The organism is Thermithiobacillus tepidarius DSM 3134, assembly GCF_000423825.1.
Lineage (GTDB): Bacteria > Pseudomonadota > Gammaproteobacteria > Acidithiobacillales > Thermithiobacillaceae > Thermithiobacillus > Thermithiobacillus tepidarius.
The window spans coordinates 15,877-38,779 of sequence record NZ_AUIS01000022.1 but is presented as its reverse complement, the minus strand read 5'-3'; the positions used below and the strand labels follow the sequence as shown (position 1 = coordinate 38,779).

At 68.5% G+C, this 22,903-nt stretch carries 25 protein-coding genes; 8 read left to right on the top strand and 17 right to left on the bottom strand.

Annotation, left to right across the window (positions count from 1 at the left end):
* Positions 1-35 precede the first annotated feature (35 nt).
* The 15 genes from mutY to G579_RS0110570 form a co-directional block, all read right to left on the bottom strand.
* The gene (gene mutY, locus G579_RS0110640) at positions 36-1,109 is read right to left on the bottom strand and encodes an A/G-specific adenine glycosylase (protein ID WP_028990177.1); all 1,074 of its coding nucleotides are present in this window, start codon (positions 1,107-1,109) and stop codon (positions 36-38) included.
* Positions 1,099-2,496, bottom strand: coding sequence for an AsmA family protein (locus G579_RS0110635; protein WP_028990176.1), 1,398 nt, complete (start codon positions 2,494-2,496; stop codon positions 1,099-1,101). The genes mutY and G579_RS0110635 overlap by 11 nt, the downstream gene beginning before the upstream one ends.
* Complete coding sequence (gene ptsP, locus G579_RS0110630; RefSeq protein ID WP_028990175.1) at positions 2,487-4,178, bottom strand: phosphoenolpyruvate--protein phosphotransferase; 1,692 nt, start codon at positions 4,176-4,178, stop codon at positions 2,487-2,489. Before ptsP ends, G579_RS0110635 begins: the two co-directional genes overlap by 10 nt.
* Complete coding sequence (locus tag G579_RS0110625) at positions 4,175-4,441, bottom strand: HPr family phosphocarrier protein (protein ID WP_028990174.1); 267 nt, start codon at positions 4,439-4,441, stop codon at positions 4,175-4,177. Before G579_RS0110625 ends, ptsP begins: the two co-directional genes overlap by 4 nt.
* Before the next feature lie 5 nt (positions 4,442-4,446).
* On the bottom strand, positions 4,447-4,914 hold the full coding sequence (locus G579_RS17050) for a PTS sugar transporter subunit IIA (RefSeq protein ID WP_081662731.1): 468 nt from the start codon (positions 4,912-4,914) through the stop codon (positions 4,447-4,449).
* A complete protein-coding gene (rapZ, locus tag G579_RS0110615) occupies positions 4,911-5,810 on the bottom strand; it encodes an RNase adapter RapZ (RefSeq protein WP_028990173.1) in 900 nt (299 codons plus the stop codon). Before rapZ ends, G579_RS17050 begins: the two co-directional genes overlap by 4 nt.
* A gap of 70 nt (positions 5,811-5,880) precedes the next feature.
* On the bottom strand, positions 5,881-6,864 hold the full coding sequence (gene hprK / locus G579_RS0110610) for an HPr(Ser) kinase/phosphatase (RefSeq protein ID WP_028990172.1): 984 nt from the start codon (positions 6,862-6,864) through the stop codon (positions 5,881-5,883).
* Between the two features lies 1 nt (position 6,865).
* Complete coding sequence (locus G579_RS0110605; RefSeq protein WP_211218720.1) at positions 6,866-7,315, bottom strand: PTS sugar transporter subunit IIA; 450 nt, start codon at positions 7,313-7,315, stop codon at positions 6,866-6,868.
* A gap of 18 nt (positions 7,316-7,333) precedes the next feature.
* Entirely contained in the window at positions 7,334-7,660 is a 327-nt protein-coding gene (gene hpf / locus G579_RS0110600; protein WP_028990170.1) for a ribosome hibernation-promoting factor, HPF/YfiA family, read from the bottom strand.
* A 24-nt stretch (positions 7,661-7,684) separates the two neighbouring features.
* Positions 7,685-9,124, bottom strand: a complete 1,440-nt coding sequence (locus G579_RS0110595) for an RNA polymerase factor sigma-54 (protein WP_028990169.1) — start codon at positions 9,122-9,124, stop codon at positions 7,685-7,687.
* Between the two features lie 51 nt (positions 9,125-9,175).
* Positions 9,176-9,898 (bottom strand): LPS export ABC transporter ATP-binding protein, encoded by a 723-nt coding sequence (gene lptB, locus G579_RS0110590; protein ID WP_028990168.1) that lies wholly within the window; start codon positions 9,896-9,898, stop codon positions 9,176-9,178.
* Positions 9,895-10,383, bottom strand: a complete 489-nt coding sequence (gene lptA / locus G579_RS17045; protein ID WP_051181398.1) for a lipopolysaccharide transport periplasmic protein LptA — start codon at positions 10,381-10,383, stop codon at positions 9,895-9,897. Before lptA ends, lptB begins: the two co-directional genes overlap by 4 nt.
* 16 nt (positions 10,384-10,399) lie before the next feature.
* On the bottom strand, positions 10,400-10,966 hold the full coding sequence (gene lptC / locus G579_RS0110580; protein ID WP_051181397.1) for an LPS export ABC transporter periplasmic protein LptC: 567 nt from the start codon (positions 10,964-10,966) through the stop codon (positions 10,400-10,402).
* Positions 10,963-11,502 (bottom strand): 3-deoxy-manno-octulosonate-8-phosphatase KdsC, encoded by a 540-nt coding sequence (gene kdsC, locus G579_RS0110575; protein WP_211218719.1) that lies wholly within the window; start codon positions 11,500-11,502, stop codon positions 10,963-10,965. Before kdsC ends, lptC begins: the two co-directional genes overlap by 4 nt.
* On the bottom strand, positions 11,499-12,488 hold the full coding sequence (locus G579_RS0110570) for a KpsF/GutQ family sugar-phosphate isomerase (protein ID WP_028990165.1): 990 nt from the start codon (positions 12,486-12,488) through the stop codon (positions 11,499-11,501). Before G579_RS0110570 ends, kdsC begins: the two co-directional genes overlap by 4 nt.
* Positions 12,489-12,688: 200 nt before the next feature.
* On the opposite strand from G579_RS0110570, the gene G579_RS0110565 reads away from it, so the two are divergent.
* The 6 genes from G579_RS0110565 to G579_RS0110540 all read left to right on the top strand — a co-directional run bounded on the left by G579_RS0110565 (position 12,689) and on the right by G579_RS0110540 (position 17,777).
* Positions 12,689-13,123 carry a hypothetical protein gene (locus tag G579_RS0110565; RefSeq protein WP_028990164.1) on the top strand — a complete coding sequence of 145 codons (435 nt, stop codon included), beginning with the start codon at positions 12,689-12,691 and terminating at the stop codon, positions 13,121-13,123.
* 101 nt (positions 13,124-13,224) lie between these two features.
* On the top strand, positions 13,225-14,823 hold the full coding sequence (locus tag G579_RS0110560; RefSeq protein WP_051181395.1) for a type IV pilus assembly protein FimV: 1,599 nt from the start codon (positions 13,225-13,227) through the stop codon (positions 14,821-14,823).
* A 7-nt stretch (positions 14,824-14,830) separates the two neighbouring features.
* Entirely contained in the window at positions 14,831-16,048 is a 1,218-nt protein-coding gene (locus G579_RS0110555; protein ID WP_028990162.1) for a response regulator, read from the top strand.
* A 72-nt stretch (positions 16,049-16,120) separates the two neighbouring features.
* The gene (locus tag G579_RS0110550; protein WP_028990161.1) at positions 16,121-16,660 is read left to right on the top strand and encodes a GTP-binding protein; all 540 of its coding nucleotides are present in this window, start codon (positions 16,121-16,123) and stop codon (positions 16,658-16,660) included.
* A gap of 2 nt (positions 16,661-16,662) precedes the next feature.
* Positions 16,663-17,298 (top strand): hypothetical protein, encoded by a 636-nt coding sequence (locus tag G579_RS0110545; RefSeq protein ID WP_028990160.1) that lies wholly within the window; start codon positions 16,663-16,665, stop codon positions 17,296-17,298.
* A 116-nt stretch (positions 17,299-17,414) separates the two neighbouring features.
* A complete protein-coding gene (locus tag G579_RS0110540) occupies positions 17,415-17,777 on the top strand; it encodes a roadblock/LC7 domain-containing protein (RefSeq protein WP_028990159.1) in 363 nt (120 codons plus the stop codon).
* Between the two features lie 148 nt (positions 17,778-17,925).
* Here the strand turns inward: G579_RS0110540 and rimO are convergent, their stop codons facing one another.
* Complete coding sequence (gene rimO, locus G579_RS0110535) at positions 17,926-19,266, bottom strand: 30S ribosomal protein S12 methylthiotransferase RimO (protein ID WP_028990158.1); 1,341 nt, start codon at positions 19,264-19,266, stop codon at positions 17,926-17,928.
* Between the two features lie 12 nt (positions 19,267-19,278).
* Entirely contained in the window at positions 19,279-19,749 is a 471-nt protein-coding gene (locus tag G579_RS0110530) for a hypothetical protein (RefSeq protein WP_028990157.1), read from the bottom strand.
* 199 nt (positions 19,750-19,948) lie between these two features.
* On the opposite strand from G579_RS0110530, the gene glyQ reads away from it, so the two are divergent.
* Positions 19,949-20,824: a glycine--tRNA ligase subunit alpha gene (gene glyQ, locus G579_RS0110525; protein ID WP_028990156.1), complete on the top strand. Its 876-nt coding sequence runs from the start codon at positions 19,949-19,951 to the stop codon at positions 20,822-20,824.
* The gene (glyS, locus tag G579_RS0110520) at positions 20,821-22,902 is read left to right on the top strand and encodes a glycine--tRNA ligase subunit beta (RefSeq protein WP_028990155.1); all 2,082 of its coding nucleotides are present in this window, start codon (positions 20,821-20,823) and stop codon (positions 22,900-22,902) included. Before glyQ ends, glyS begins: the two co-directional genes overlap by 4 nt.
* Position 22,903: the final 1 nt, after the last annotated feature.

The following is a 22,903-nucleotide window of genomic DNA, read 5'->3' as shown; positions in this document are numbered from 1 at the left end:
TACCCGAACATTTCACTCAAGAATACGCACCCAGCCTAGCCCGGCGGCGCCCCGGCGAGCTGCTGCAGGATGCGCTGGGTGGGCCGCGCCAGCCCGCGCCGGCCCGGCTGCGCCGGCGCCACCCACAGCCAATCCGCGCTGTCCCGCACGGCCTGGGCGCCGGCCAGCCGCAGCTCGACGGGCACGTAGTCCAGGTGGAAATGGGTGAAGCTGTGCCGGGCCGCGGGCCAGGCCGGCCCAGCCTGCAGCGCCGCGCCCAGCAGCTCGGCAAAGGCCGCCGCCGCGTCGGCGGGACTGTCGCCGGCGCCGCGGGCGACCTGCGGCAGGGTCCACAGGCCGCCCCACAGGCCGCCCGGCCCCTGGCGCTGCAGCAGCACCCGGCCCTCGGCGTCGCGAATGATGCCGAGCCAGGCGCTGCGCACGGGCTGCGGCGAACGGCGGCGGGCGCGCGGCAGCACCGCGCTCAGGCCCTGGGCGAAGGCCTGGCAGCCGGCCTGCAGCGGACACAGCAGGCATTGCGGCTGGCCGCGGCGGCAGACGGTCGCGCCCAGATCCTGGATGGCCTGATTGTAGTCGTGCGCCGCATCCAGCGGCGTCTGCTCGGCCGCCCAGGCCCAGAGCTGGTGCTGGGCGCCGGCGTTGCCGGGATCGGCGTCATAAGCGTAGTAGCGGCTCAGCACGCGCTTGACGTTGCCGTCCAGGATGGGATGGGATTGGTCGAAGGCGCTGCTGAGGATGGCGCCGGCGGTGCTGCGGCCGATGCCGGGCAGGCGCATGAGCGTGTCCAGGTCCTGGGGAAACTGGCCGCCATGCTCGCTCACGATCCGGCGGGCGGCGGCGTGCAGGTTGCGGGCGCGGGCATAGTAGCCGAGCCCGGTCCACAGATGCAGCACCTCGTCGAGCTCCGCCGTCGCCAGCGCCTGCACCGTCGGGAAGCGCTCCAGGAAGCGCGCGTAATAGGGCAGCACCGTCGCCACCTGGGTCTGCTGCAGCATGATCTCCGCCAGCCACAGGGCGTAGGGGTCGCGGGTCTGCCGCCAAGGCAGATCGTGCCGCCCCTCGGCCGCATACCAGGCCAGCAGAGCCGGGGCGATGGGCTCAACGGGCATGCCAGTCACCTCCCTGCCAGCCGAGGCGCAGGCGCAGGCCGCGCCCGCGCATCTGGCCGCTGCGAAAGCGATCCACCCGCACTTCGCCGGCCAGCGGCCAGTCGGGCAGGACCACGCGCGGCGGGCCGGCGGCGGCTTTCGCCGCCGGCAGATAGCCGTCCACGGTCAGTTGATCCACCTGCGCGTCGAAGCGCGCGAAAAAGGGCGCCAGTCGCACGGCCGCCTCCCCCGCCACCCGGCTCCGGTCCAGCTCGCCTCCCCGCACCCGCAGCTCCCAGAAGGGATTGCCCTGGCGCACGCTCAGAGCGGCGACGGCCGCGTGCGACCAGGCCCCGGGATCGCGGGTCGGTGGCAGGGGGTGCTGCCAATAGGCGGCCAGACGGCGCGGGTTGAAGGGCGGCAGACTGAGCTGCGCCTGCAGCATGGGCCGTCCCGGCAGCCCGTCGACGCGCAGCACGCCGTGGGCACGCGCGTCGCCGCCCAGATCCGCCCGCAACCGCGCCAACTGCAGGCGCCCGGCCGCGGGCTGGTACAGCAGGTCGGCCTGCGCGGCCAGCCGGCGCCCCTGCCGCTCGGCCGCCAGGAACAGGACGGGCGCGCGCCAGTCGCCGCTGGCGGCCTGGGCCAGCGCTGGCGCGTGGAGGCGCAACTGTACCGGCGCTGCGCCCGCCAGCGTCAGCAGCAGCCGGGCGTTCTCCAGCGCGTAGCGCTTGTCCGCCCAGCCGGGCTGCACCCGGCCGTTCAAGGTCCAGTCGCCGCGCCGGTCCCAGCCTTGCCAGCCGCCGCTGAGCCGCACGGGAAAGCCCTGGCCCTTGCGCACCGGCCCGGCCTGCGCCTGCACCCGGTGCAGGACCAGCGTCCGCTGCGGCGTCTGCCAGAGCAGTTCGCCGTCGCGCAGGCGCAGGGTCCCCAAGGCCCGCAGCGCGGACGGCTCGGCGCTCGGCTTGAACAGCGCGTGCAGCAGGCTCCGCCAGTTGTCCCGGCCTTGGGCGTCCTGCTGCAAGCGCAGCACCGGGCGCTCCAGCTCGATGGCATCGAAGACCAGCTGGCGGTGCCGCAGCCACGGCCACCAGGCCAGGGACAGGCGCACCTGCTCGACCTGCAGCAGATCGCCCGCGAACCCCGGCCCCGCGGACACGGCCAGCCGGTGCAGGATGACCTGCAGGTCGGGCGCCAGGGTCACGCGCAGCGGCCCGTGCAGCGAGACGGGTCGGCCGGCGCGCTCGCTGAGCACGCGCAGCACCTGGCCGCGGAAATGCGTGCTGTCGAGGTACAGAGAGGCGGCCAGCGGCAAGCCGGCCAGGAGGAGAATGACGACGATGGCGGCGATCAGCCAGCCGCCCCGGCGCCGCATCTTCCCGGAGGTGCCGCGCTCGTTCAGAGGCAAGCCAGCAGCTGTTGGGCGAAGCTTTCGGCTTCGGCGTAGCTGGATTCCCGGATGATCTCCTTGACCTCGGGAATGGCGCTCGGGTGCATGCTGAATTCCTGCAGCCCGAGCCCCAGCAGCAACCGCGTGTAGCGCGGATCGCCGGCCATCTCCCCGCACATGCCGACCGGAATGCCGGCTTGGCGCCCGGCGCGGATGGTGTTGGCGATCAGGTGCAGGACGCCGGGATGCATGGGGTCGTAGAGATAGTTCACGTCGTCATCCACCCGATCGATGGCCAGGGCATACTGGATGAGATCGTTGGTGCCGATGGAGAAGAAATCCAGATGGCGGGCGAAGCTGCACGCGGCCATGGCCACCGCGGGCACCTCGACCATGCCGCCGACGGGCATCTGCGGATCGAAATCCACCCCCTCGGCGCTCAGCTCCTCCTTGACGGACTTGACCAGCGCCAGCACCTGATGCAGCTCGTCCAGATTGGACAGCATGGGAATCATCATACGCACCGGCCCGAAGGCGGAGGCGCGCAGGATGGCGCGCAGCTGCGGCCGGAACAGGTCCGGCTCGCGCAGGCACAGGCGGATGGCGCGCAGGCCGAGCGCCGGGTTCACCGTGTGCGCGCCGCCGTCGGGCCGGCGCCCGCCATCCACCTGCTTGTCGGCGCCCAGATCCAGGGTGCGGATGGTGACCGGCTTCTTCTTGAGCGCGTGCAGCACGCGCACGTAGGCCTCGAACTGCTCCTCCTCTCCCGGCGGCTCGCTGCGGTTCATGTAGAGGAATTCGGTGCGGTACAGCCCCACGCCGCCGGCACCGAACTCGGTCACCAGCGCCACGTCCTCGGGCAGCTCGATGTTGGCCTTGAGCGCCACCTCCACGCCGTCGGTGCTGCGCGCGGGCAGGTTCTTGAGCTTGGCCAGGCGCCGCTCGCGCGTCACCCGCTTCTGCCGCGCCGCCTCGAACTGGGCAATGACGGCCGGGTCCGGATTGACCAGCACCAGGCCCATGTCGCCGTCCACGATCAGTACGTCGTTGCTGCGGATCAGCTGGGTGGCGTTGCGCAGGCCGACGATGGCCGGCAGGCGCAGGCTGCGCGCCAGGATGGCGGTATGCGAGGTGGGGCCGCCGAAGTCGGTGACGAAGGCGGCGATGCTGTCGCGCTTCATCAGCACCGTGTCGGCCGGGGTCAGGTCGTCGGCCACGATGATGTGCTCGGCGGTATAGCCGGTGCGGTGCACGCCCTGCTGGCCGAGCAGGTTGCGGATGACCCTTTCGGCCACCTGCATGACGTCCACCCGCTTGGAGCGCAGGTATTCGTCCTCCATGCGGTCGAAGATCTCCACCAGGCGGTCGCGCTGGCGCTTCACCGCCCACTCGGCGTTGATGCGTTCCTCGCGGATGGCGCGGGCCGGCTTCTCGCGCATGGCCGAGTCGTCCAGCATCAAGAGATGGGCGTTGATGAAGAAAGTGGTGTCCTGCGGGGCGTCGTCGGGAATGGCGTCGCGCACCGCCAGCAGCTGCTCGCGGGTCTGGGCCAGGGCCGCCTGCAGGCGCGCCACCTCCGGCTCGATCTCCGATTGCGGCAGATTGTACTCCGGGATCTCCAGGTCGAAGCGCTCCAGCACGAAGGCCTTGCCGATGACAATGCCGCCCGACACCCCGATCCCGGCCAGTTCGAAGCTCATTCCTCCTCCCCGAAGCGGGCGGCCACCAGCGCCTGCAGCGCCTGGGCGCACGCCTCCTCCTGCTCGCCGACGGTCTCCAGGGTCAGCGTGGTGCCCTTGGCGGCGGCCAGCATCATGACGCCCATGATGCTCTTGCCGTTCACCCGCTTGCCGCAGCGCTCCAGCCACACCTCGCAGGGATAGCTGGACGCGGTGGTCACGAACTTGGCCGATGCCCGGGCATGCAGGCCCAGCTTGTTGACGATGGTCAGCTCCGTACGCATGCGGCCTACCTCTGCAAGCCCGCGCCGGGCGGGGACTGCTCGCGCCCGTCGTCCGGGTCGCTCTCGCAGGCCGCCCAGTAGGCCAGCATCTCGCTGGCGACCACGATGCCCTCCTGGCCGCCGCACACGGCGCGCGCCACCGTTTCGCCCAGACTGCCCTGGCGCGCGCTCATGACCCGCACCAGCATGGGCAGGCTGACGCCGCTGACCAGCTCCACCCGGCCCGGCTGCACCGCGCTCATGGCCACGTTGGCGGGCGTGCCGCCGAAGAGATCGGTGAGGATGAGCACGCCCTGTCCCTGGTCCAGCCGCCCCAGCGCCGCCTGCACCCACGCCTGCACCGTTTCCACCAGGTCCTGGCGGTTGACGCCGATGCACTCGAAAGCGGGCTGATCCGGGCCCAGCACGTGCTGCACGCTTTTCGCCAGCGCCTCTCCCAACCCGTCGTGGGTCACCAGCAAGACACCTATCATGATATGACTCCAACCTGTGCCAGTTCGCGGTGGTGGACCAGCACCTTGCGGCCCGGCGCCCGCATGTCCCGCGCCAGGCGTTCCGTGAAATAGACGCTGCGATGCTGTCCGCCGGTGCAGCCGATGGAAATGGTAACGTAACTGCGGCTTTCCTGCTCGAAGACCGGCAGCCAGCGCTCGAAGAAGCCGCGCAGATCGGCATACATGGCTTGCACGGTCGGCTGCGCCGCCAGAAACTCGGCCACCGCCCGGTCCTGGCCGGTCAGCGGCCGCAGTTCCGGCTCATAATGGGGATTGGGCAGGCCGCGCAGGTCGAAGACGAAATCCGAATCCAGCGGCACGCCCTCCTTGAAGCCGAAGGACTGCAGCAGCAGCACCAGGCCGCCGTGGCTGCGGCCGGCCAGGCTCCACGCCTGCACCCGCGTGCGCAGCTGATGGGTGTTGATGCGCGAAGTGTCCATGCGCTTGCTGGCCGCCTGGGAAAGGGGCTGCACCATCTCCCGCTCCAGGCGCAGGCCCTCGACCAGGGCGCGGACGAACTCGCCGCGGTCCTCGCTGCGCGCGTCCGTCAGCGGATGGCGCCGGCGCGTCTCGCTGAAGCGCTTGATCAGCTCCGCCTCGTCGGCCTCCAGGAACAGGATGCGCGGGCGGATGCCCTGGCGGTGCAGGGCCTCCAGCTCCGCCGGCAGGGCGCCCAGGAACTCGCGGTTGCGCACGTCGATGCTGGCCGCCGCCTGCACCTGGGCGCTGCCCGCCTGATGCAGCAGCTGCTCGCCGAAGGCGGACAGCAGGGTGGCCGGCAGGTTGTCCACGCAATAGTAGCCCTGGTCCTCCAGCGCCCGCAGCGCGGTGGACTTGCCCGAGCCCGACAGCCCGCTGATGATGACGAAATCCATGGGCTTCCTCAGCCGTGCTTCGCGATTGATGAAATGCGCAACGCCTGCCCCGCCCCCGACGCATCACGCATCACTCCGCCTCCTCCATCGACCGCCTGAGCTGCTCCTCGAAGCGGGCCAGGGTATCCACGCCGGTTTCCTTGAGAAACTGGCTGCGCGCGGCCACTTCCACCAGCACCGCCAGGTTGCGGCCCGGCGTCACCGGCAGGGTGATCTGCGGAATCGGCACCCCCAGGACGGACATAACGCCCTGCTCGCCGCGCAAGCGGTCGATGCGCGCCATGTCCGCCACCGCCATGCGCTTCAGCTCCACCACCAGGCGCAGGCGCTTGGAACGCATGATGGCGCCGGCGCCGAACATGTCGCGGATGTTGATGATACCCACGCCGCGCACCTCCAGATGGTCCTGGATGCCGGGCGGGCAGGCGCCGACGATCACGTCGGGCGCGGTGCGGGCGAACTCCGCCGCATCGTCGGCGATCAGGCGGTGGCCGTGGCTCAGGAGTTCCAGGGCGAGCTCGCTCTTGCCGATGCCCGATTCGCCCACCAGGAAGATGCCCATGCCCAAGACGTCCATGAACACGCCGTGGCGCGTTTCCCGCTCGGCCAGCACGCGCGACAGGAAGTGCTGGATGCGCGCCACCAGGTAGTTGGCCGACAGGGGCGAGGCAAACACCGGCAGATCGGCCGCCTCCGCCGCCTGCAGCAGAAAACCCGGCACGGGTTGATCCTCGGCAATGACCAGGGCGGTCAGCGACGGCACGAAGAGCTGCTCCAGATTGGCCTCCCGGCCCGTCGTCAACTGCGCCAGGTAATGGAGTTCGGCCGCGCCGAGCACCTGCACCAGGTTGGGATGGATGAAATTGAGGTGCCCCACCTGGGCGATGTCGAACACCGCGTGACTGCCCACCCGGCCCGCGTCATCTCCCCAGCCCTGGCTTTCCAGGCAACGCTCGCCCCCGCTGCGGCCCGCGACCCAGGACAGCTGCAGATCCGCCTGCAGCCGCTGGAACAGGGTCGCCACGCTGACGCGGCTGGGAATCCCGTGCGGCATGCTAAGGCGCCTGCTCCATCAGAATCCGGTAGATCTCCTCGTCGGACAAAGCCTTCAGCAGATTCTCCCGCACCTGTGGCCGGCTGAAGAGTTCGGCCAGGCCGGCCAGCAGGTGCAGGTGCTCCTCCGTGCTTTCCGATGGCACCAGCAGGGCAAAAACCAGTTTGACCGGCTCCTCGTCGGCCGCGTCGAAATCCAGCCCCGCCGGATAGCGGCCAAAGGCGCCGATGGCGTGCGGCAGCCCGCTCAGGCGCCCGTGGGGAATGGCCACCCCGTGGCCGATCGCCGTGCTGCCCAAGCGCTCCCGACCCAGCAGGCTGGCGAAGATCTCGTCGGCCGAGTCTTCGCCGCGGCCCCTCTCCAGCAACTGGGCCATCTGCTCCAGGGTGCGCTTTTTGCTGCTGGCGACCAAGTCTCCCGCCACGCGGCTGGGGTCCAGCAAAGATTGCATACGCATAAGAGCCTGACTTTACGCTTCCTCGGCGCTGCGCTTCTGGTTTTCCGCGTTGTGGTGGTCGGTCACCTTTTCTTTGTACTTGATCACCTGACGTTCCAGCTTGTCGGCAACGCCGTCGATGGCCGCATACATGTCCTTGTCCTCCATCTCGGCATGGATGGTGGTGCCGGCGGCAAACAGGGTGACCTCGACGGAATTGCGGAACTTCTCGTGCCGCAGCACCACCTGGGCGTCGATCACGTTGTCGAAATACTGATCCACCCGGCCCAGCTTCTCCGTGACGTAGTTCTTCAGGGCGTCGGTCAAGTCCACGTGCTGACCAGCAATTTTCAGGTGCATGGCGATTCCTCGTTAAAGGGGTTTTCAGGTAAGCCGCTTGCGCTGGCTGGAAGGGGAAATATTCAGACTTTCCCGGTACTTGGCGACGGTACGTCGCGCAATCTGGATACCCTGGGCGGCCAGCATGTCGACCAACTGGCTGTCGCTCAGCGGTTTCAGCGGAGGCTCTTCGGCGATGAATTTGCCGATCAGGGCGCGAATGGCGGTCGCCGAGGCGACGCCGCCCGTGTCCGTGCTCACATGACTGGAAAAGAAATATTTGAATTCGAGCAGGCCGCGCGGGGTGAGCATGTATTTCTGGTTGGTCACGCGCGAGATGGTGGATTCGTGCATGCCGACCGCCTCGGCGATGTCCCGCAGCACCATGGGCCGCATCGCCTCCGGCCCGCGCTCAAAGAAAGCGCGCTGGCGCTCGACGATGGCGGTGGCCACCTTGAGCACCGTCTCCTGGCGGTTCTGCAGGCTCTTGATGAACCAGCGCGCCTCGGCCAGATGCTCCTGGATGTATTTATGCGCGGCGTCGCGGCCGCTTTCGCCCATGCGGGCGTAATGCTGGTTGATGCGCAGGCGCGGCAGGATCTCGGGGTTCAGCTCCACCCGCCAGCCGCGCCCCTGGCGGCGGACCACCACGTCGGGCACCACGTACTCCGACGGCCGCTCGTTCAGTCCCTCGCCCGGGCGGGGATTGAGCTGGCAGATCAGGCGCACCGCCGCCCGCAAGGTGTCCTCGTCGATGCCGAGCACGGCGCGCAGCTGGGTGTAATCATGGCGGCCCAGCAGGTGCAGGTGCTCGGCGCAGATGGCGCGCGCCGCCGCCCAGCCGGGCTGCTCCGCCTCCAGGGCCGCGAGCTGCAGCAGCAGGCACTCGCCCAGGTCCCGCGCGCCGACCCCGGGCGGGTCGAAGTGCTGGATCTGCTTGAGCACCGGCGCCACCGCCTCGGGCTCGATCTCCAGCATTTCCGCAATCTCCTCCAGGGAGGCGCGCAGGTAGCCATCCTCGTCGATGGCATCGATCAGCGCCAGAGCGATGGCGCGGTCCTCGTCGGTGAATGGGGTCAGGCGCATCTGCCAGAGCAGATGATCATGCAGGGTCTGCGGCGCGCTGTTGCGCGCCTCCAGCTCCGGCAGGTCCTCGTCCGGCGCCGCGGCGGACCCGCCGCCCACGCCGATGTCGAAGACATCTTCCCAGGCGCTGTCCACCGGCAGCTCCTCGGGCACCGGCGCATCCGCCGACAGGTTCAGCATGGTTTCCGGCCCATGCGTCTCCTCGGGAGGCGTGGGAGCCGGCTCCAGGCCGGGCGCAGCCCCGCCTTCTTCCTCTTCCAGCAGGGGATTGCGATCCAGGACGCTCCGCACCTCCTGCTGCAGCTCCAGGGTGGAGAGTTGCAGCAGCCGGATGGCTTGCTGCAATTGCGGAGTCATGGCCAGATGCTGGCCGAGTTTAAGCTCTAAGGACTGTTTCATGGGTCAAGCCAACTTCCCTAATCCTGCAGACTTGGCTTCGCGAACGGCAGGTCAAATGCGGAAACTCTCACCGAGATACACTTTCCTTACCGTATCATTATAGATGATCTCTTCGGGCGTTCCCGTGGTCAATACGGCGCCATCATTGAGAATGTAAGCCCGCTCGCAGATGCCCAGCGTTTCGCGGACATTGTGGTCCGTAATCAATACGCCAATGTTGTGACTTTTCAGTCCCTCGATCAAGCGCTGGATCTCCAGCACGGAAATGGGATCGACGCCGGCGAAGGGCTCGTCCAGCAGAATGAACTTGGGTTCGGTGGCCAGCGCCCGGGCGATCTCCACCCGCCGCCGCTCGCCGCCGGAGAGGCTGTGCCCCAGCGTGTCCCGGATATGTTGTATATGGAGTTCGGCCAGCAAAGTCTCAAGGCGGGTCTGCCTTTCCTTCTCCGACAAAGGCAGGGTCTCCAGCACGGCCAGAATGTTGTCCGCCACGCTCATCTTGCGGAACACGGAGGCTTCCTGCGGCAGATAGCCGAGCCCCAGGCGCGCGCGCAGGTGCATGGGCAGGGTGCTGATGTCCTGCCCGTCGATGGTGATGTGGCCCGCATCGGGCCGGATCAGGCCGACGATCATGTAGAAAGTGGTGGTCTTGCCCGCGCCGTTCGGCCCGAGCAGGCCGACGATCTCGCCCTGCTCCACCCGCAGCGACACGTCATTGACCACCATCCGGCGGCGGTAGCCCTTGGACAGGTGCTCAGCCAGCAGGGTCGTCATGGGCTTGGCGCCGTGCCGCCGGGCGCGGCGGCCTCCCCCTGCTTGGGATAGAAGATGGATTTGACCCGCCCCTGGCCTTCGCTGCTGACCTCGGTGCGCTGCTGCTGCACATAGTAGACGATGCGCTCTCCCGTCACTTCATTCTGATCCTGCCAGACGTGGGCATTGCCGCTCAGGGTGATCACCTGGCGCTGCGGCTCGTAGACCAGCTGACGGCCCTCGCCGCGCCGGTTGAGCTGGTTCAGGCGCACGGGATTGCCGGTCGCCACCACCCGCTCCACCGTGCGCGCATCGGCCTGGATCACCACCTTCTGGGCGGTGATGGTCAGGTCGCCCTGCTTGACCTCCACATTGCCGCTGTAGGTGGCCCGGTTCTGCTTGTCCTCCACCAGCAGCCGGTCGGCACTGACCTGGATCGGCGCATTGCCGACCCGGCTTTGGGGCGCGGCCAGGGCCGCCCCCGTGCCGCCCGCCAGGCAGGCCAAAATTAACCCTACTGCCCTAAGGCGCATAGTATGCCCTCACCTGTGACATCAACTCCGCCGTGCGTTCGGGAATGGACAAGCGCAGCCCCACGCCCGTCATCCAGTCGTCGCCGCGCAGCAGGCGCACCGGCAATCCGGTACTCACCAGGCCGGCAGCGGGATCATAGCGCAGCGCCTGGGTCAGGGCGCGATAATCCGGCGCCATGTCGATGCGCACATCCTGATACAGGTCGACCACCCGGCTGGCATCCAGCACCCGGCCCGAGCGCGACTGCAGGGTCAGCGGCCCCTGGGCCTGCGGCCGCATGAGATGCAGCCCGTAGAGAAAGGTGGCCCGCTGGGCGGGATCATGATAGGCGTGCGTCGCCGTCGCCCGGAAATCCAGCTGCCCGTCGGGGCGGAACTGCAGCAGCAGCACATCCTCGGCCGCCACGTCGCCGCGCCGAGTGCTGCCCTGCCAGTCCAGCTGCGGACCGGGCGCCTCCGGCTCCTGCCATGTCAGCAGCAGCGCCCCGATCAGCAGCAGGACGGCGAGCAGGGTGCCCGGCGCGAAGGCCGGCGTGCCGAATGCCCGGACCCTCATGCCATTTCCCGATCCAGATAGGCCGCCACGATGCCGTCCCAATGCCCCTGGCTCTGCAGCAGCAGCTCACACAGCTCGCGCACGGCGCCGCGGCCGCCCGGCTGCCGGGCGACGTAATGCGCCTGCGCTTGCACCAGCGGGTGGGCATCGCCGGGCGCCGCCGCCAAGCCCACCCGGACCATCACCGGCAGATCCACCACGTCATCGCCCATGTAGGCGATCTGATGATCCGCCAGGCCCGTGGCCAGCTTCAGCTCGGCGTAGGCCAGGCGCTTGTCCTGGATCCCCTGGAAGACGTGCGCGATGCCCAGCTCGCGGGCGCGATGGGCCACCACGCCGGAACTGCGCCCGGTGATGATGGCGACCATGATGCCCGCGCGCTGCAGCAGCTTGAGGCCATGGCCGTCGCGCACGTTGAAGGCTTTGTACTCCTGCCCCTCGTTGTCCATGAAGATGCTGCCGTCGGTGAGCACTCCGTCTACATCGACCACCAGCAGGCGGATAGGTTGCGCCCGTGCCTGAAACTCCATATTCATACCACGCCCGCCCGCAGCAGATCATGCATGTTCAGCGCGCCCACCAGGCGGCCGTCCTCGACGATCAGCAGCCCGTTGATGCGGTGCCGTTCCATCAGGGCCAAGGCTTCGGCAGCCAAGGCCTGAGGGCCGATGGTGTGCGGCTCGGGATGCATCAGCTGGCCCATGGGAGTGTCCAGCAGCCCGGCGCCGCGATCCAGGGCGCGCCGCAGGTCGCCGTCGGTGAAAATGCCCAGCAGACGGCCGTCGCCGTCCACCACCGCGGTCATGCCCAAGCCCTTGCTGCTGATCTCGTAGATGGCTTGGCGCAGGGGCGTCTCGGGCGTGACCCGCGGCACCCGCCCGCCCGCATGCATGAGATCGCTCACCCGCAGCAGCAGGCGCCGTCCCAGGGCGCCGCCCGGGTGCGACAGGGCGAAGTCCTCCATGGTGAAGCCGCGGGCATGCAGCAGGGCCATGGCCAGCGCATCGCCCATGGCCAGGGCGGCGGTGGTGGAGGCAGTCGGCGCCAGATTGTGGGGACAGGCCTCGCGGGCAACCGCCACGTCCAGATGCACGTCGGCCATGCGCGCCAGGGTCGATTCCGGGCGCCCGGTCAGGGCCACGGTCGGCACCTGCATGCGCTTGACCAGCGGCAGGATGGCCAGCAGCTCGGCCGTCTCGCCGGAGTTGGACAGCGCCACCAGCACGTCCTGGCGCGTGAGCATGCCGAGATCGCCATGGCTGCCCTCCGCCGGGTGCAGGAAGAGCGCCGGGCTGCCGGTGCTGGCCAGGGTGGCGGCGATCTTCTTGCCGATGATGCCGGACTTGCCCATGCCGGTGACCACGATGCGGCCCGGGCAACCCAGCAGCAGAGCGCAGGCCCGGTCGAAGTCCGGGCCGATGCGCGGCGCCAGCGCGGCCACCGCCTCCGCCTCCAGCTGAATGACATCGCGGGCCACCTGGCAGAGGCTGGACGCGTTCTCGTCAGAATGTTGTACCTTCATGCACGCTCTGCTGCTTTACACGGGCCGGGATATGGAAGCTCCGCAGTATAGCCCAAAGCCGGCAAAAGCCCTAACGCCCGGCTGCCGAAAAATATTCCCGTCCATGCTTCAAAGCCGGGCGCAATTGCTGTTCAATAGACAGCTTCGACGGATCAGTGGCGCCAGCGCCGCCAAGCTTTCAGCCTCCACGGAGACGCAAGATGCAGCAACCCTTTGTTCAGCTACTGCGCGATGCCGCCCACGGCGGCGCGCAGCCCTCCCAGCCGGCCCTGCGCGATGCCCTCAAGCGGCTCGACCTGCTGTTGTCGGATCTGGCCGGCGACCTGCAGGTCGAGCACTTCGGTCCCCATGCCGGCTTGGCCGGGGCGCCGGCCGCCCATCAACTGGTGGTGCGGGAGCACGTCTGGAATCTCCACGCGCGCGGCTGGGGCGCGGCGGTCTGCAGCACCCAGCCCGGCGCCGGATGGCGGGCCGACTGGCCCCTGTACGGCGTCAGCCGCGAGCGTCAGATGGTGGTGGTGCGGGCACTGCCCGCCTTCCTGCAGGGCTACCAGGCCAGCATCAGCGCCGCCGGCCTCGGCGAGCGCAACGCCGGCCGGCGCGTGGCCGAACTGGCGGCCTACTTCGCGGCTTGACAAGCCCGGCACAGCGACTATGTTGACTACTAATTCCAATAATATGGGCGCGGATACAAGCACAATCACCGCAAGCCCGAACACATACCCCAAGGCGAGGAATGGACCTGATCACCCCCCTTCTCAGCGGCATTGCCGACCTGCCGGCCGCCAGCCTGGCCGTGATTGCCGGTCTGCTGATCTTGCTGCTGCTGGCCTTGCTGATCAAGCTCCGCCAACGCCAGCAGCTGCGCAAGGCCAGCCGGGCCGCCTGGGTGGAAGCCACCCTCGCCAAGCGGGAGCGGCCCCACGCCAAGCAGCAGCAACCAGCGGCGGCCGCACCAGCCGCAGCCGCCGACCCCTCAGCCGCTGGCGAGAGCGCCGACAGCAGCCTGCCCGTCACCTCGGCGGAAGTCTACGAAGTGGACCCGCTGGAAGAAGTGGAAGTCTATCTGGCCTATGGCCATCTGGAACAGGCCGCCGCCACCCTGCGCTGGCACGTGGAACATCACGCCGTCGACTTGGCGATGCTGCAGCGCCTGCAGGACATCTACCTGGATATTCCCGACCTGGACGGCTACGCCGAGATCCAGGAACGCCTCTGCACCCTCTTCCCCGATGAAGCCAGCTGCCGCGAGGGCATTCTCCGCGGCCTGCGCGCCGACCCGGCGAGCCTGCAACTGCGCGTGCTGGCGGAAAGCTATCTGGGCCTCGACGTGGACGCGGTGGATCGCCTGCTCGCCGACACCCAGTCCCCGGCCGCACCCCTGCCCGCCGCAGCGCATCCCGAACAGAGCGAAGCGCTCCATGCCCAGTCCTCGCTGAGCCGCGCACAGCACGCGCTCAAGCAGGCGCTGATCAACCCGGAACCGCTGGATCTCAGCGGGCTGGACTTCGCGGACGTGCGGCCCAGCGCCGCCGGCCCGGCCGGCGCCGCGTCCGGCGATCTGGCCCTGATCCGGGGTGAAGGGCGGCTGCGGGGCACGCTGGCGCCGCTGGAGGCGCAGGCGCTGCGCGCCCATCTGTCGCCCATCGAAATCGCCCACATCCATCTGGAACTCGATGACCCGGGCAGCGCCATCGACATCTTGCGGCGCGGCACCCTCTTCGAGCCGCGCAAGCTGGCCTACCACGTCGAGCTCTTGAAGGTTCTCTACCAGCAGCAGCGGCTCGAAGCCTATGCGGAGGCGCTGCTGTCCCTGTACCTGACCCTGTGGGGCGCCGGGCAGAGCCTGCGCCAGCGCCTGCTCGACCTCGGCTTCCGCCTGGGCCGCCACCCCCTGCTCGAACACCTGCTGGACGTGGATGCCGGCGAAGGCGATCTGGCCCTGCTCGCCAATGCCTGGGGCCTGCATGTGCCGCTGGCTGCCATCCCCTTCAGCAATCCGCCGCTGGTCGAGGAGCGCCTGCGGACGCAGATCAGCATGGTGGGCAGCGACAGCGACGATCGCATCCTGCAGGAGTTCGACCAATTGCTGGAGTTCGGCCAAGTGGAAGAGGCCATCGACCACCTGGAAAGCGCAGTCCACACCAGCCCGCAGGAAGGCCTGTACTATCTTCCGCTGATGGAAATGTACGAGCGCATGGGCGACCTGAACCGCTTTACCCGCTTTACGGAAAGCATCCTGCACGGAGAGCAGCTGCCTCCGGAAGACACCCTCCGGCTCATGATTGAAGTTGGCGATCGCTTAAAGGGCCAAACCAGTAGACGCGCTGTTTGAGGTATTCATGACCATTACGCCCTTCCCCACCCGTGAAATCCTCGTGCTGACCGTCGGCATGGACACGCGCAAGCAGGCCGTGTTCCGCATGGCTTTCAAGATGTACAGCAAGGCCCAGTACCGGCTGCTGGAGCCCGGCGAGAGTCAACGTCCGCAACTGGCCATCGTCGATATCGACGGGCCCGACGGCATCGGCCTGTGGGATCAGTTCCGCGCCGAGCATCCTGAGCTGCCCGCCCTCATCGTGTCGGTGCACCCGGTGGACAACTCGCCGGTGCCGGTACTGCAAAAGCCGGTGCGCATGGAAAACCTCTTTCCGCAACTGGAGGCCCTGCGCAGCGGCAGGCCGACCGGCGCCCCCCCCGCCGCGCCGATCCAGATCCGGCAGGCCGGTGCCGCCCCGGCGGCCAGCACTCCGCAGCCTGCGGTCGCGCCTACGGCCAGCCGGCCTGGCGCGAGCGCACCGGCCGCGGGTGGTCCTGCGACGCCGGAGGCAGCTCCGGGAGCCAACCGGCCCGCGGCCCCTGCCAGCAGCGCCATCTCCGAGCGCTTGGCCGTGGGCATCCGGCCGGAGGACGTGGAATACTTCGATCCGCGGCAAGGCCTGTTCGGTCTGCTGCAAATGATCCGGCGGGATCGCATTCCCGCCACGGTGGTGGATGCCGGCGGCCGGAAGCTGATGATCGTCCATCCCGAGGAGAACGAAGTGCGCCTGCTGGTAGCAGAAGAGTCCCTGCAGCAGGCCGCCCGCCGCGAGCAGGATCAGTTCCGGGCCCGCACGCCGCAGGCCGGCGACGAGGACGGCAGCGGGGCCCTGCGGCAGCTCACCTTCATGGCGCTGCTGTGGCAGGTGGCCATCTGGAGTGCCAACGGCCGCCTCATGAAAACCCTGCCGCTCAATATGCCCGTGCAGCTCAAGCACTGGCCCAACCTGACGCGCCTGGCCCCCATACCCAACGCCCTGCGCATGGCCGCCTTCCTTGTGCGCTCGCCGGCGCACCCGGTCCTGATGGCCAAGATGCTGCAGGTGGCTCCGGCCGACATCTTCAACTTTCTGGCCGCCGCGCATAGCCTGGATCTGCTGCAGCTCCCCCAGGCCCGGCCAGCCACCGAGCGGAGCGAGAGCATGGCCCCGCCCCCGGCCCAGCCGCAGGCCGCGCCGGCCGCCGCCAAGCCGCAGCAGGGCTTCCTGAACCGCTTGCTGAGGAAAATCGCCGGCCTGTAGCGGGCTGCGCCGTCACGTACAAGGAGTGCGCCGGCCGCGTGCCGGCCGGATCATCCACAAGGAGAGCAGGACTTGAGACAGGACAACAAAATCATCTTTACCGGCCCGGTGGGCGCCGGAAAGACGACCGCCATCGCGGCCATCAGCGACACGGCTCCGGTCAAGACCGACGCGGCGGCCTCGGACATGACCCTGAACCGCAAGGGCTACACCACCGTCGCCATGGATTACGGCGTGCTCCGCCTGGATGAACAGACCAAAGTGCACCTGTACGGCACGCCGGGGCAGGAGCGCTTCGACTTCATGTGGGACATCCTGACCAAGGGCGGGCTGGGCCTGGTGCTGATGCTGGACAATACCCGCAAGAACCCGCACAAGGATCTGCATTTCTTCCTGAATGCCTTCAAGGACTTCATCGAGCACGTGCCGGTGGTCATCGGGGTGACCAAAACGGACCTGAGCGCTTCCCCCAGCATTACCGAATACGCCGAAGCGCTGAGCCAGAAGGGCATGCGCCCACCCATCTTCGAAGTCGACGGCCGCAGCCGCGAGGACGTCAAGAACCTGGTGATGGCATTGCTCTTTTCCATTGACCCCGGTCTAGAAGGCTAAGCATGGCAGTTGAACTCACCCTGGCCGGCGAGCTGTACGCCCAGGCTACCCCCGCCGGCGCCTTTTACGCCGTAGCCAGTCCCCAGCCCGACAACAGCCGGCAGACCCTGCTGAGCATCCTGCGCCACGGCGAACACAGCCCGCTCAGCGACGGCCAGGTGCTGGAGTGGACCGGAGCCGACAGCGTCGAGGACGGTTTGAAGGTATTGTTCCGCCTGCAGCGCCTGGGACTGGTGCGCGGCGTCGAAACTCCCATGCCCGCCCCCCAGGAGCGCCTGGAGGACGTGCTCCCGGCCCTGATCGGCCGTCTTTCGGACAAGGGCAAGGCGGTGCTGGCGGACGACAACGGTTTCTATCTTGCGGCCAGCGGCTACCCCCACGAAGCCGCGGAAGAGCTGGCCGGCTTGGCCGGCGACCTGCTGGCCCTGCACGCGCGCCATGGCCGCCTGCTGAAGAACAACCTGAAGCTGGCCACCGAGGCCTGGGCCCTGGTGGACCCGGCCGGCCGCTCCGAACTCGGCTTCTGGCCGCTGTACATCGGCAAGCAGAATTTCGTGCTCATCATCGGCGAGACGCCGCGGCTGCAGAATCAGGAATTCGTCACCCTGATCCAGGCGCTGAACAACCGCTATGCCTGAGCGAAACCCGGTGCCGTGGTCGAGCCTCCGACTTTGGGCTGACCATTTCAGAAATATCGACTACACTGTATTTCATTCGATCCCGAAAGGATCGAGATTTGCCTTGGAGATGCAACATGCGTGAACAGATGCTCAAATCCGTCCTCGGTGACCTGAACGGCGCTTCCGCTGATGTCGAGGCCTCGGCGGTCATTTCAACGGACGGACTCACCATCGCCTCGATGCTCTCGGCCGGGATGGACGAGGATCGGGTCGGCGCCATGTCCGCCGCCATGCTGTCCCTGGGCGACCGGACGGCGGCCGAACTGAGCCGGGGGGAACTGGAACAGGTGATGGTCAAGGGCGAGAACGGCTACATCCTGCTCATCCATGCAGGCAAGGACGCCGTCCTGACGGTGATCGCCCGCAAGGAAGCCAAGCTGGGCTTGGTGTTCCTGGATGCCAAGCGCGCCGCCAACAGCATCGCCGAGCTGCTCTGACACGTCCGGTTCCGGGGGTGCTCACCGCCCCCGGGGATCTCCCGCACGCCGCCTTGCGGGACTTGCGCCTCCTCTCTGCCTTGCCGCCGCCCCGCTTCAGCCGGAGTGCACGCGGCACCCGCTCCCGACAGCCACGGGCGGCAGCCTCTCACACCAGCTCCGCCACCAGGTCATGCTCCTCGCTGGCCACCACCCGCGCCGTGACGAACTCGCCCACCACCGCCTGACCGGCGCCCTCGATGAAGACCATGCCGTCGATCTCCGGCGCGTCGCGGAAGCTGCGGCCGATGGCCAGGTCCTGGCTGGGATCGACCTCGTCCACCAGGACCTGTATCGTCCTGCCCACCTGCTCGGCCAGCTTGGCGGCGCTGATCTCCGCCTGCAGGGCCATGAGCCGCGCCTTGCGTTCCTCGCGCAGCTCCGCCGGCACGGTATTGGGCAGTGCGTTGGCGGCGGCGCCCTCCACCTCCGAGTAGGTGAAGCAACCGACGCGGTCCAGGCGCGCTCCGCGCAGGAAGTCCAGCAGCAGCTCGAAATCGGCTTCGGTCTCGCCGGGAAAACCGGTGATGAAGGTGCTGCGGATGACCAGATCCGGACAGGCGGCGCGCCATTGGGCGATGGTCTGCAGATGGCTCTCGGCGCCGCCGGGACGGCGCATGGCCTTGAGCACCGCGGGACTGGCGTGCTGCAGGGGCACGTCCAGATAAGGCAGGATCCGGCCCTCGGCCATGAGCGGCATGAGCTCGGCCACGTGGGGATAGGGATAGATGTAGTGCAGCCGCACCCAGGCCCCGAGCGAGCCCAGGGCCTGGGCCAGTTCGGTCAGGCGCGTCTTCACCGGCCGCCCACCCCAGAAGTCGGTGCGGTATTTGAGGTCCACGCCGTAGGCGCTGGTGTCCTGGGAGATCACCAAAAGCTCCTTGACCCCCGCCGCCACCAGGTTTTCCGCCTCGCGCAGCACCTCGCCCGCCGGGCGGCTGACGAGATCGCCGCGCATGCCGGGGATGATGCAGAAGGTGCAGCGGTGATTGCAGCCCTCGGCGATCTTGAGATAGGCATAGTGGGCCGGGGTGAGCTTGATGCCCTGCGGCGGAACCAGGCTGGTGAAGGGGTCGTGCCGGGGCGGCAGCGCCTCGTGCACCGCCGCCATCACCGCCTCGGTCTGATGCGGCCCGGTCACCGCCAGCACCTGCGGATGGGCCGCGCGCACCTGTTCCTCGCGGGCGCCCAGACAGCCGGTGACGATCACGCGGCCGTTCTCGGCCAGCGCTTCGCCGATGGCGTCGAGGGATTCCTCCACCGCTGCGTCGATGAAGCCGCAGGTATTGACCACCACCAGGTCGGCATCCTCGTAGCTCGGCGCCACGGCGTAGCCCTCGGCGCGCAGCTGGGTCAGGATGCGCTCGGAGTCCACCAGCGCCTTGGGACAGCCCAGGGAGACGAAACCGACCTTGGGCACGGATTGCAACGGGGTTTTGCGGGTTTTCACGAATTCCTCAAGCTAACTTTGCGGCGGCAGCACCTGGGCTTCGCCGCCGGTCTTGGCGTCAATGGACAGCTGCGTGATGCCGGAGTCCACCTTCTTCAGGCTGCGCGCGGGCGTTACCGTCACCGGCAACCCATCGCGGTAGGCCTTGTTGATGTCGACCGGACTGATCATGGTCTGGCCGTCATCCCGCACCTGCTCCGTGGCCACGAAGGCGGGGTGATTGGGATTGATGGGCGATTTCTGGTTGCCCGTGTTCAACACGGCCGTGACGTCCGAGGTGGCGGTGCCGCCCGCCGCCGCCTTGGCCAGCTCGGATTTCACCGTGCTGATGGCCAGATTGAAGTTGCTCTTCAATTCCGCGGCGGCGGCGCGATCGGGCTCGTCCGGCTGCTTGAAATAATAATCCAAAGCGAAGACCAAGACACCGATCAAGGTGCCGATGATGATGAGCGTCCAGGCGGAAACGGTTTTCTTCACAGCCATGGCTGATCTCCTTTTATCAGATTGAACCGCGTCTTTTCACATTTTTATGAACCTAGCCCAGCTCGATTGGCCAGATTAGCCTCCGGCAAGCGACCGGGAGAAGGGGCTTTTGACGTAAGCGGCCTTTGTCCAGATAATAGCTATCCAAAATCAGCGAACGACGGTCCCCGCGACCGCTTCTTTGCCACAGAGAGCCAGCGTGACCTTTCAAGAACTCATCCTCAGCCTGCAGGACTACTGGTCCGCCCAAGGCTGCGTGCTGCTCCAGCCCCTGGACATGCCGGTGGGCGCGGGCACCTTCCATCCGGCCACCTTTCTGCGCGCCGTCGGCCCGGAACCCTGGCGCACCGCCTATGTGCAGCCCTCGCGCCGGCCCGCCGACGGCCGCTACGGCGAGAACCCGAACCGGCTGCAGCATTACTACCAGTTCCAGGTCATCCTGAAGCCCAATCCCACCGATATCCAGGAGCTCTATCTCGGCTCCCTGCGCCGCATCGGCATCGATCCCACGGTGCATGACATCCGTTTCGTGGAGGACGACTGGGAGTCCCCCACCCTGGGCGCCTGGGGCCTGGGCTGGGAGGTCTGGCTGAACGGCATGGAAGTGACCCAGTTCACCTACTTCCAGCAGGTGGGCGGCCTCGACTGCCACCCCGTCACCGGCGAGATCACCTACGGCCTGGAGCGGCTGGCCATGTACCTGCAGGGCGTGGAGAGCGTCTACGACCTGGTGTGGACGCCCGGCGTCAGCTACGGCGACGTCTATCACCAGAACGAGGTGGAACAGTCCCGCTACAATTTCGAGCTGGCCGACACCGCCGAGCTCTTCGACCGCTTCTCCGCCGCCGAGACCGAGTGCGAAAAACTGCTGGCGGCGGACCTGCCCCTGCCCGCCTACGAGCGCGTGCTGGAGTGCTCCCATTTCTTCAACCTGCTGGATGCCCGCCACGCCATCGGCGTGAACGAGCGCGCCCGCTTCATCGGCCGGGTGCGCAACCTGGCCCGCAGCGTGGCGCAGGCCTACTATGCCCGGCGCGAAGCCCTGGGCTTCCCGTTGCTGGAGGGCAAGGCATGAGCGTGCGCGATCTCATCCTGGAAATCGGCTGCGAGGAAATCCCGGCCAAGGACCAGCAGCCGCTGGCCCGGGCCCTGGGCGAAAGCCTGCTGGCCGCCCTCGGCGAGGCGCAGATCGCCGCCGGCGAGTGCCGGACCTTCGCCGCCCCGCGGCGCCTGGCCGTGCTCCTGCGCCACGTGGCCGGCGAGCAGGCGGCACGCGAGCTGATCAAGCGCGGCCCGGCCGTGGATCGCGCCTTCGATGCCGCCGGCAACCCCACGCCGGCATTGCAGGGCTTTGCCCGCGCCAACGGCGTGGAGGTGACGCAGCTGGAGCGCATGGCCCTCGACAAGGGCGAGTTCCTGGTCTACCGGCAGGTGGAAGCGGGCCGCCCCACCGCGCAGGTGCTGCCGGAGCTCATTGCCCAGGTCGTCAGCCGCCTGCCGTTGCGCAAGCGCATGCGCTGGGGCAGTTCGCAGGCCAGCTTCGTGCGTCCGGTGCAGTGGCTGCTCGCCCGCTTTGGCGAGGAGGTGCTGCCGTTGCACTGCTTCGAGCTGACAGCCGGCGGCGTCAGCTACGGCCACCGGGTGACGCACCCGCAGGCGGTCGCCGTGACCGAACCCGCCGATTATGCCGCCTGCCTGCTGGAAGCCAAGGTCATGGCCGACTTCGACGCCCGGCGCGCGCGCATCGGCGAGGAGGTGCGCCGCCTGGCCGCCGAGCTGGGCGGGGTGGCCCTCATGCCCGAGACCCTGCTGGACGAGGTCACCGGCCTGGTGGAATGGCCGGTGGTGCTGGCGGGCGCCTTCGAGGAAGCCTATCTGGCCATCCCGCCGGAGGTGCTGACCACGGTGATGATTCAGCACCAGCGCTACTTCCCCGTGCTGCGCGAGGCCGGCGGCAAGGCGCTGCTGAACCGCTTCATCTTCGTCGCCAACCTGGAAAGCCGCGACCCGGCCGCGGTGATCCACGGCAACAGCCGCGTGCTGCGCGCCCGGCTGGCCGACGCCGACTTCTTCTGGAACGAGGACCGCAAGCGCCCGCTGGCGGCGCGCCGGCCCGAGCTGGAGCAGGTGCTGTTCCAGCAGGGCCTGGGCAGCCTGCTGGACAAGAGCGAGCGCCTGGTGCGCCTGGCGCCCATGCTGGCGGGCGCGGTGCGGGCGGACGCGGAGGCCGTGCGGCGGGCCGCCGAGCTGTGCAAGTGCGACCTGCTCACGGGCATGGTCGGCGAGTTTCCGGAGTTGCAGGGCATCATGGGCGGCTACTACGCGCGCCATGACGGCGAAAGCGCCGCGGTGAGCGCCGCCATCGGCGGGCACTATGCGCCGGCGGGGCGCGCCGACGCCATCCCGCTGGATGCCGGCGCCCAGGCCCTGTCCCTGGCGGACAAGCTGGACACCCTGGCCGGCTTTTTCGGACTCGGCCAGATCCCGAGCGGCGACCGGGACCCCTTCGCCCTGCGCCGCGCCGCCCTCGGCATCCTGCGCATCCTGCTGGAGGGCGAAATCGTCCTGGACCTGCCGGCGGCCATCGAGGCGGCCGCGGCGGCCTACGGCAACCTCCTCGCCGGCCGCAACCCCGGCTTCGAGGCGCAGCTTTTCGATTTCTTCCTGGAGCGTCTGCGCGTCTTCTTCCGCGAGGAAGGCTTCGCGCCCGACCTCGTGGAAGCGGTGCTCAGCCTGCGCCCCGGCGATCCCCTGGATGCCCGCAGCCGCCTGGAGGCCCTGAGCCGCTTCCGCAGCCGGCCCGAAGCCGAGGCCCTGGCCGCGGCCAACAAGCGCATCGGCAACATCCTGCGCAAGGAAGGCATCACCGAAACCGGCGCGGTGCGGGTCGAGCTGCTGCGCGAGGACGCCGAAAACGCCCTGTGGACGGCCTGGCAGGCGCTGCAGGCCCCGACCGAGGCGCTGCTCGCCGTCGGCGACTACGGCCCGGCCCTGGACCTGTTGGCCGGCCTGCGCGGGCCGGTGGACCGCTTCTTCGACGAGGTGATGGTCATGGCCGAGGACCCGGCCCTGCGCGCCAATCGCCTGGCCCTGATCGGCACCCTGCGCGGCGCTTTCCTGCGCATCGCCGATTTCTCCCTGCTGCAGGGCTAGC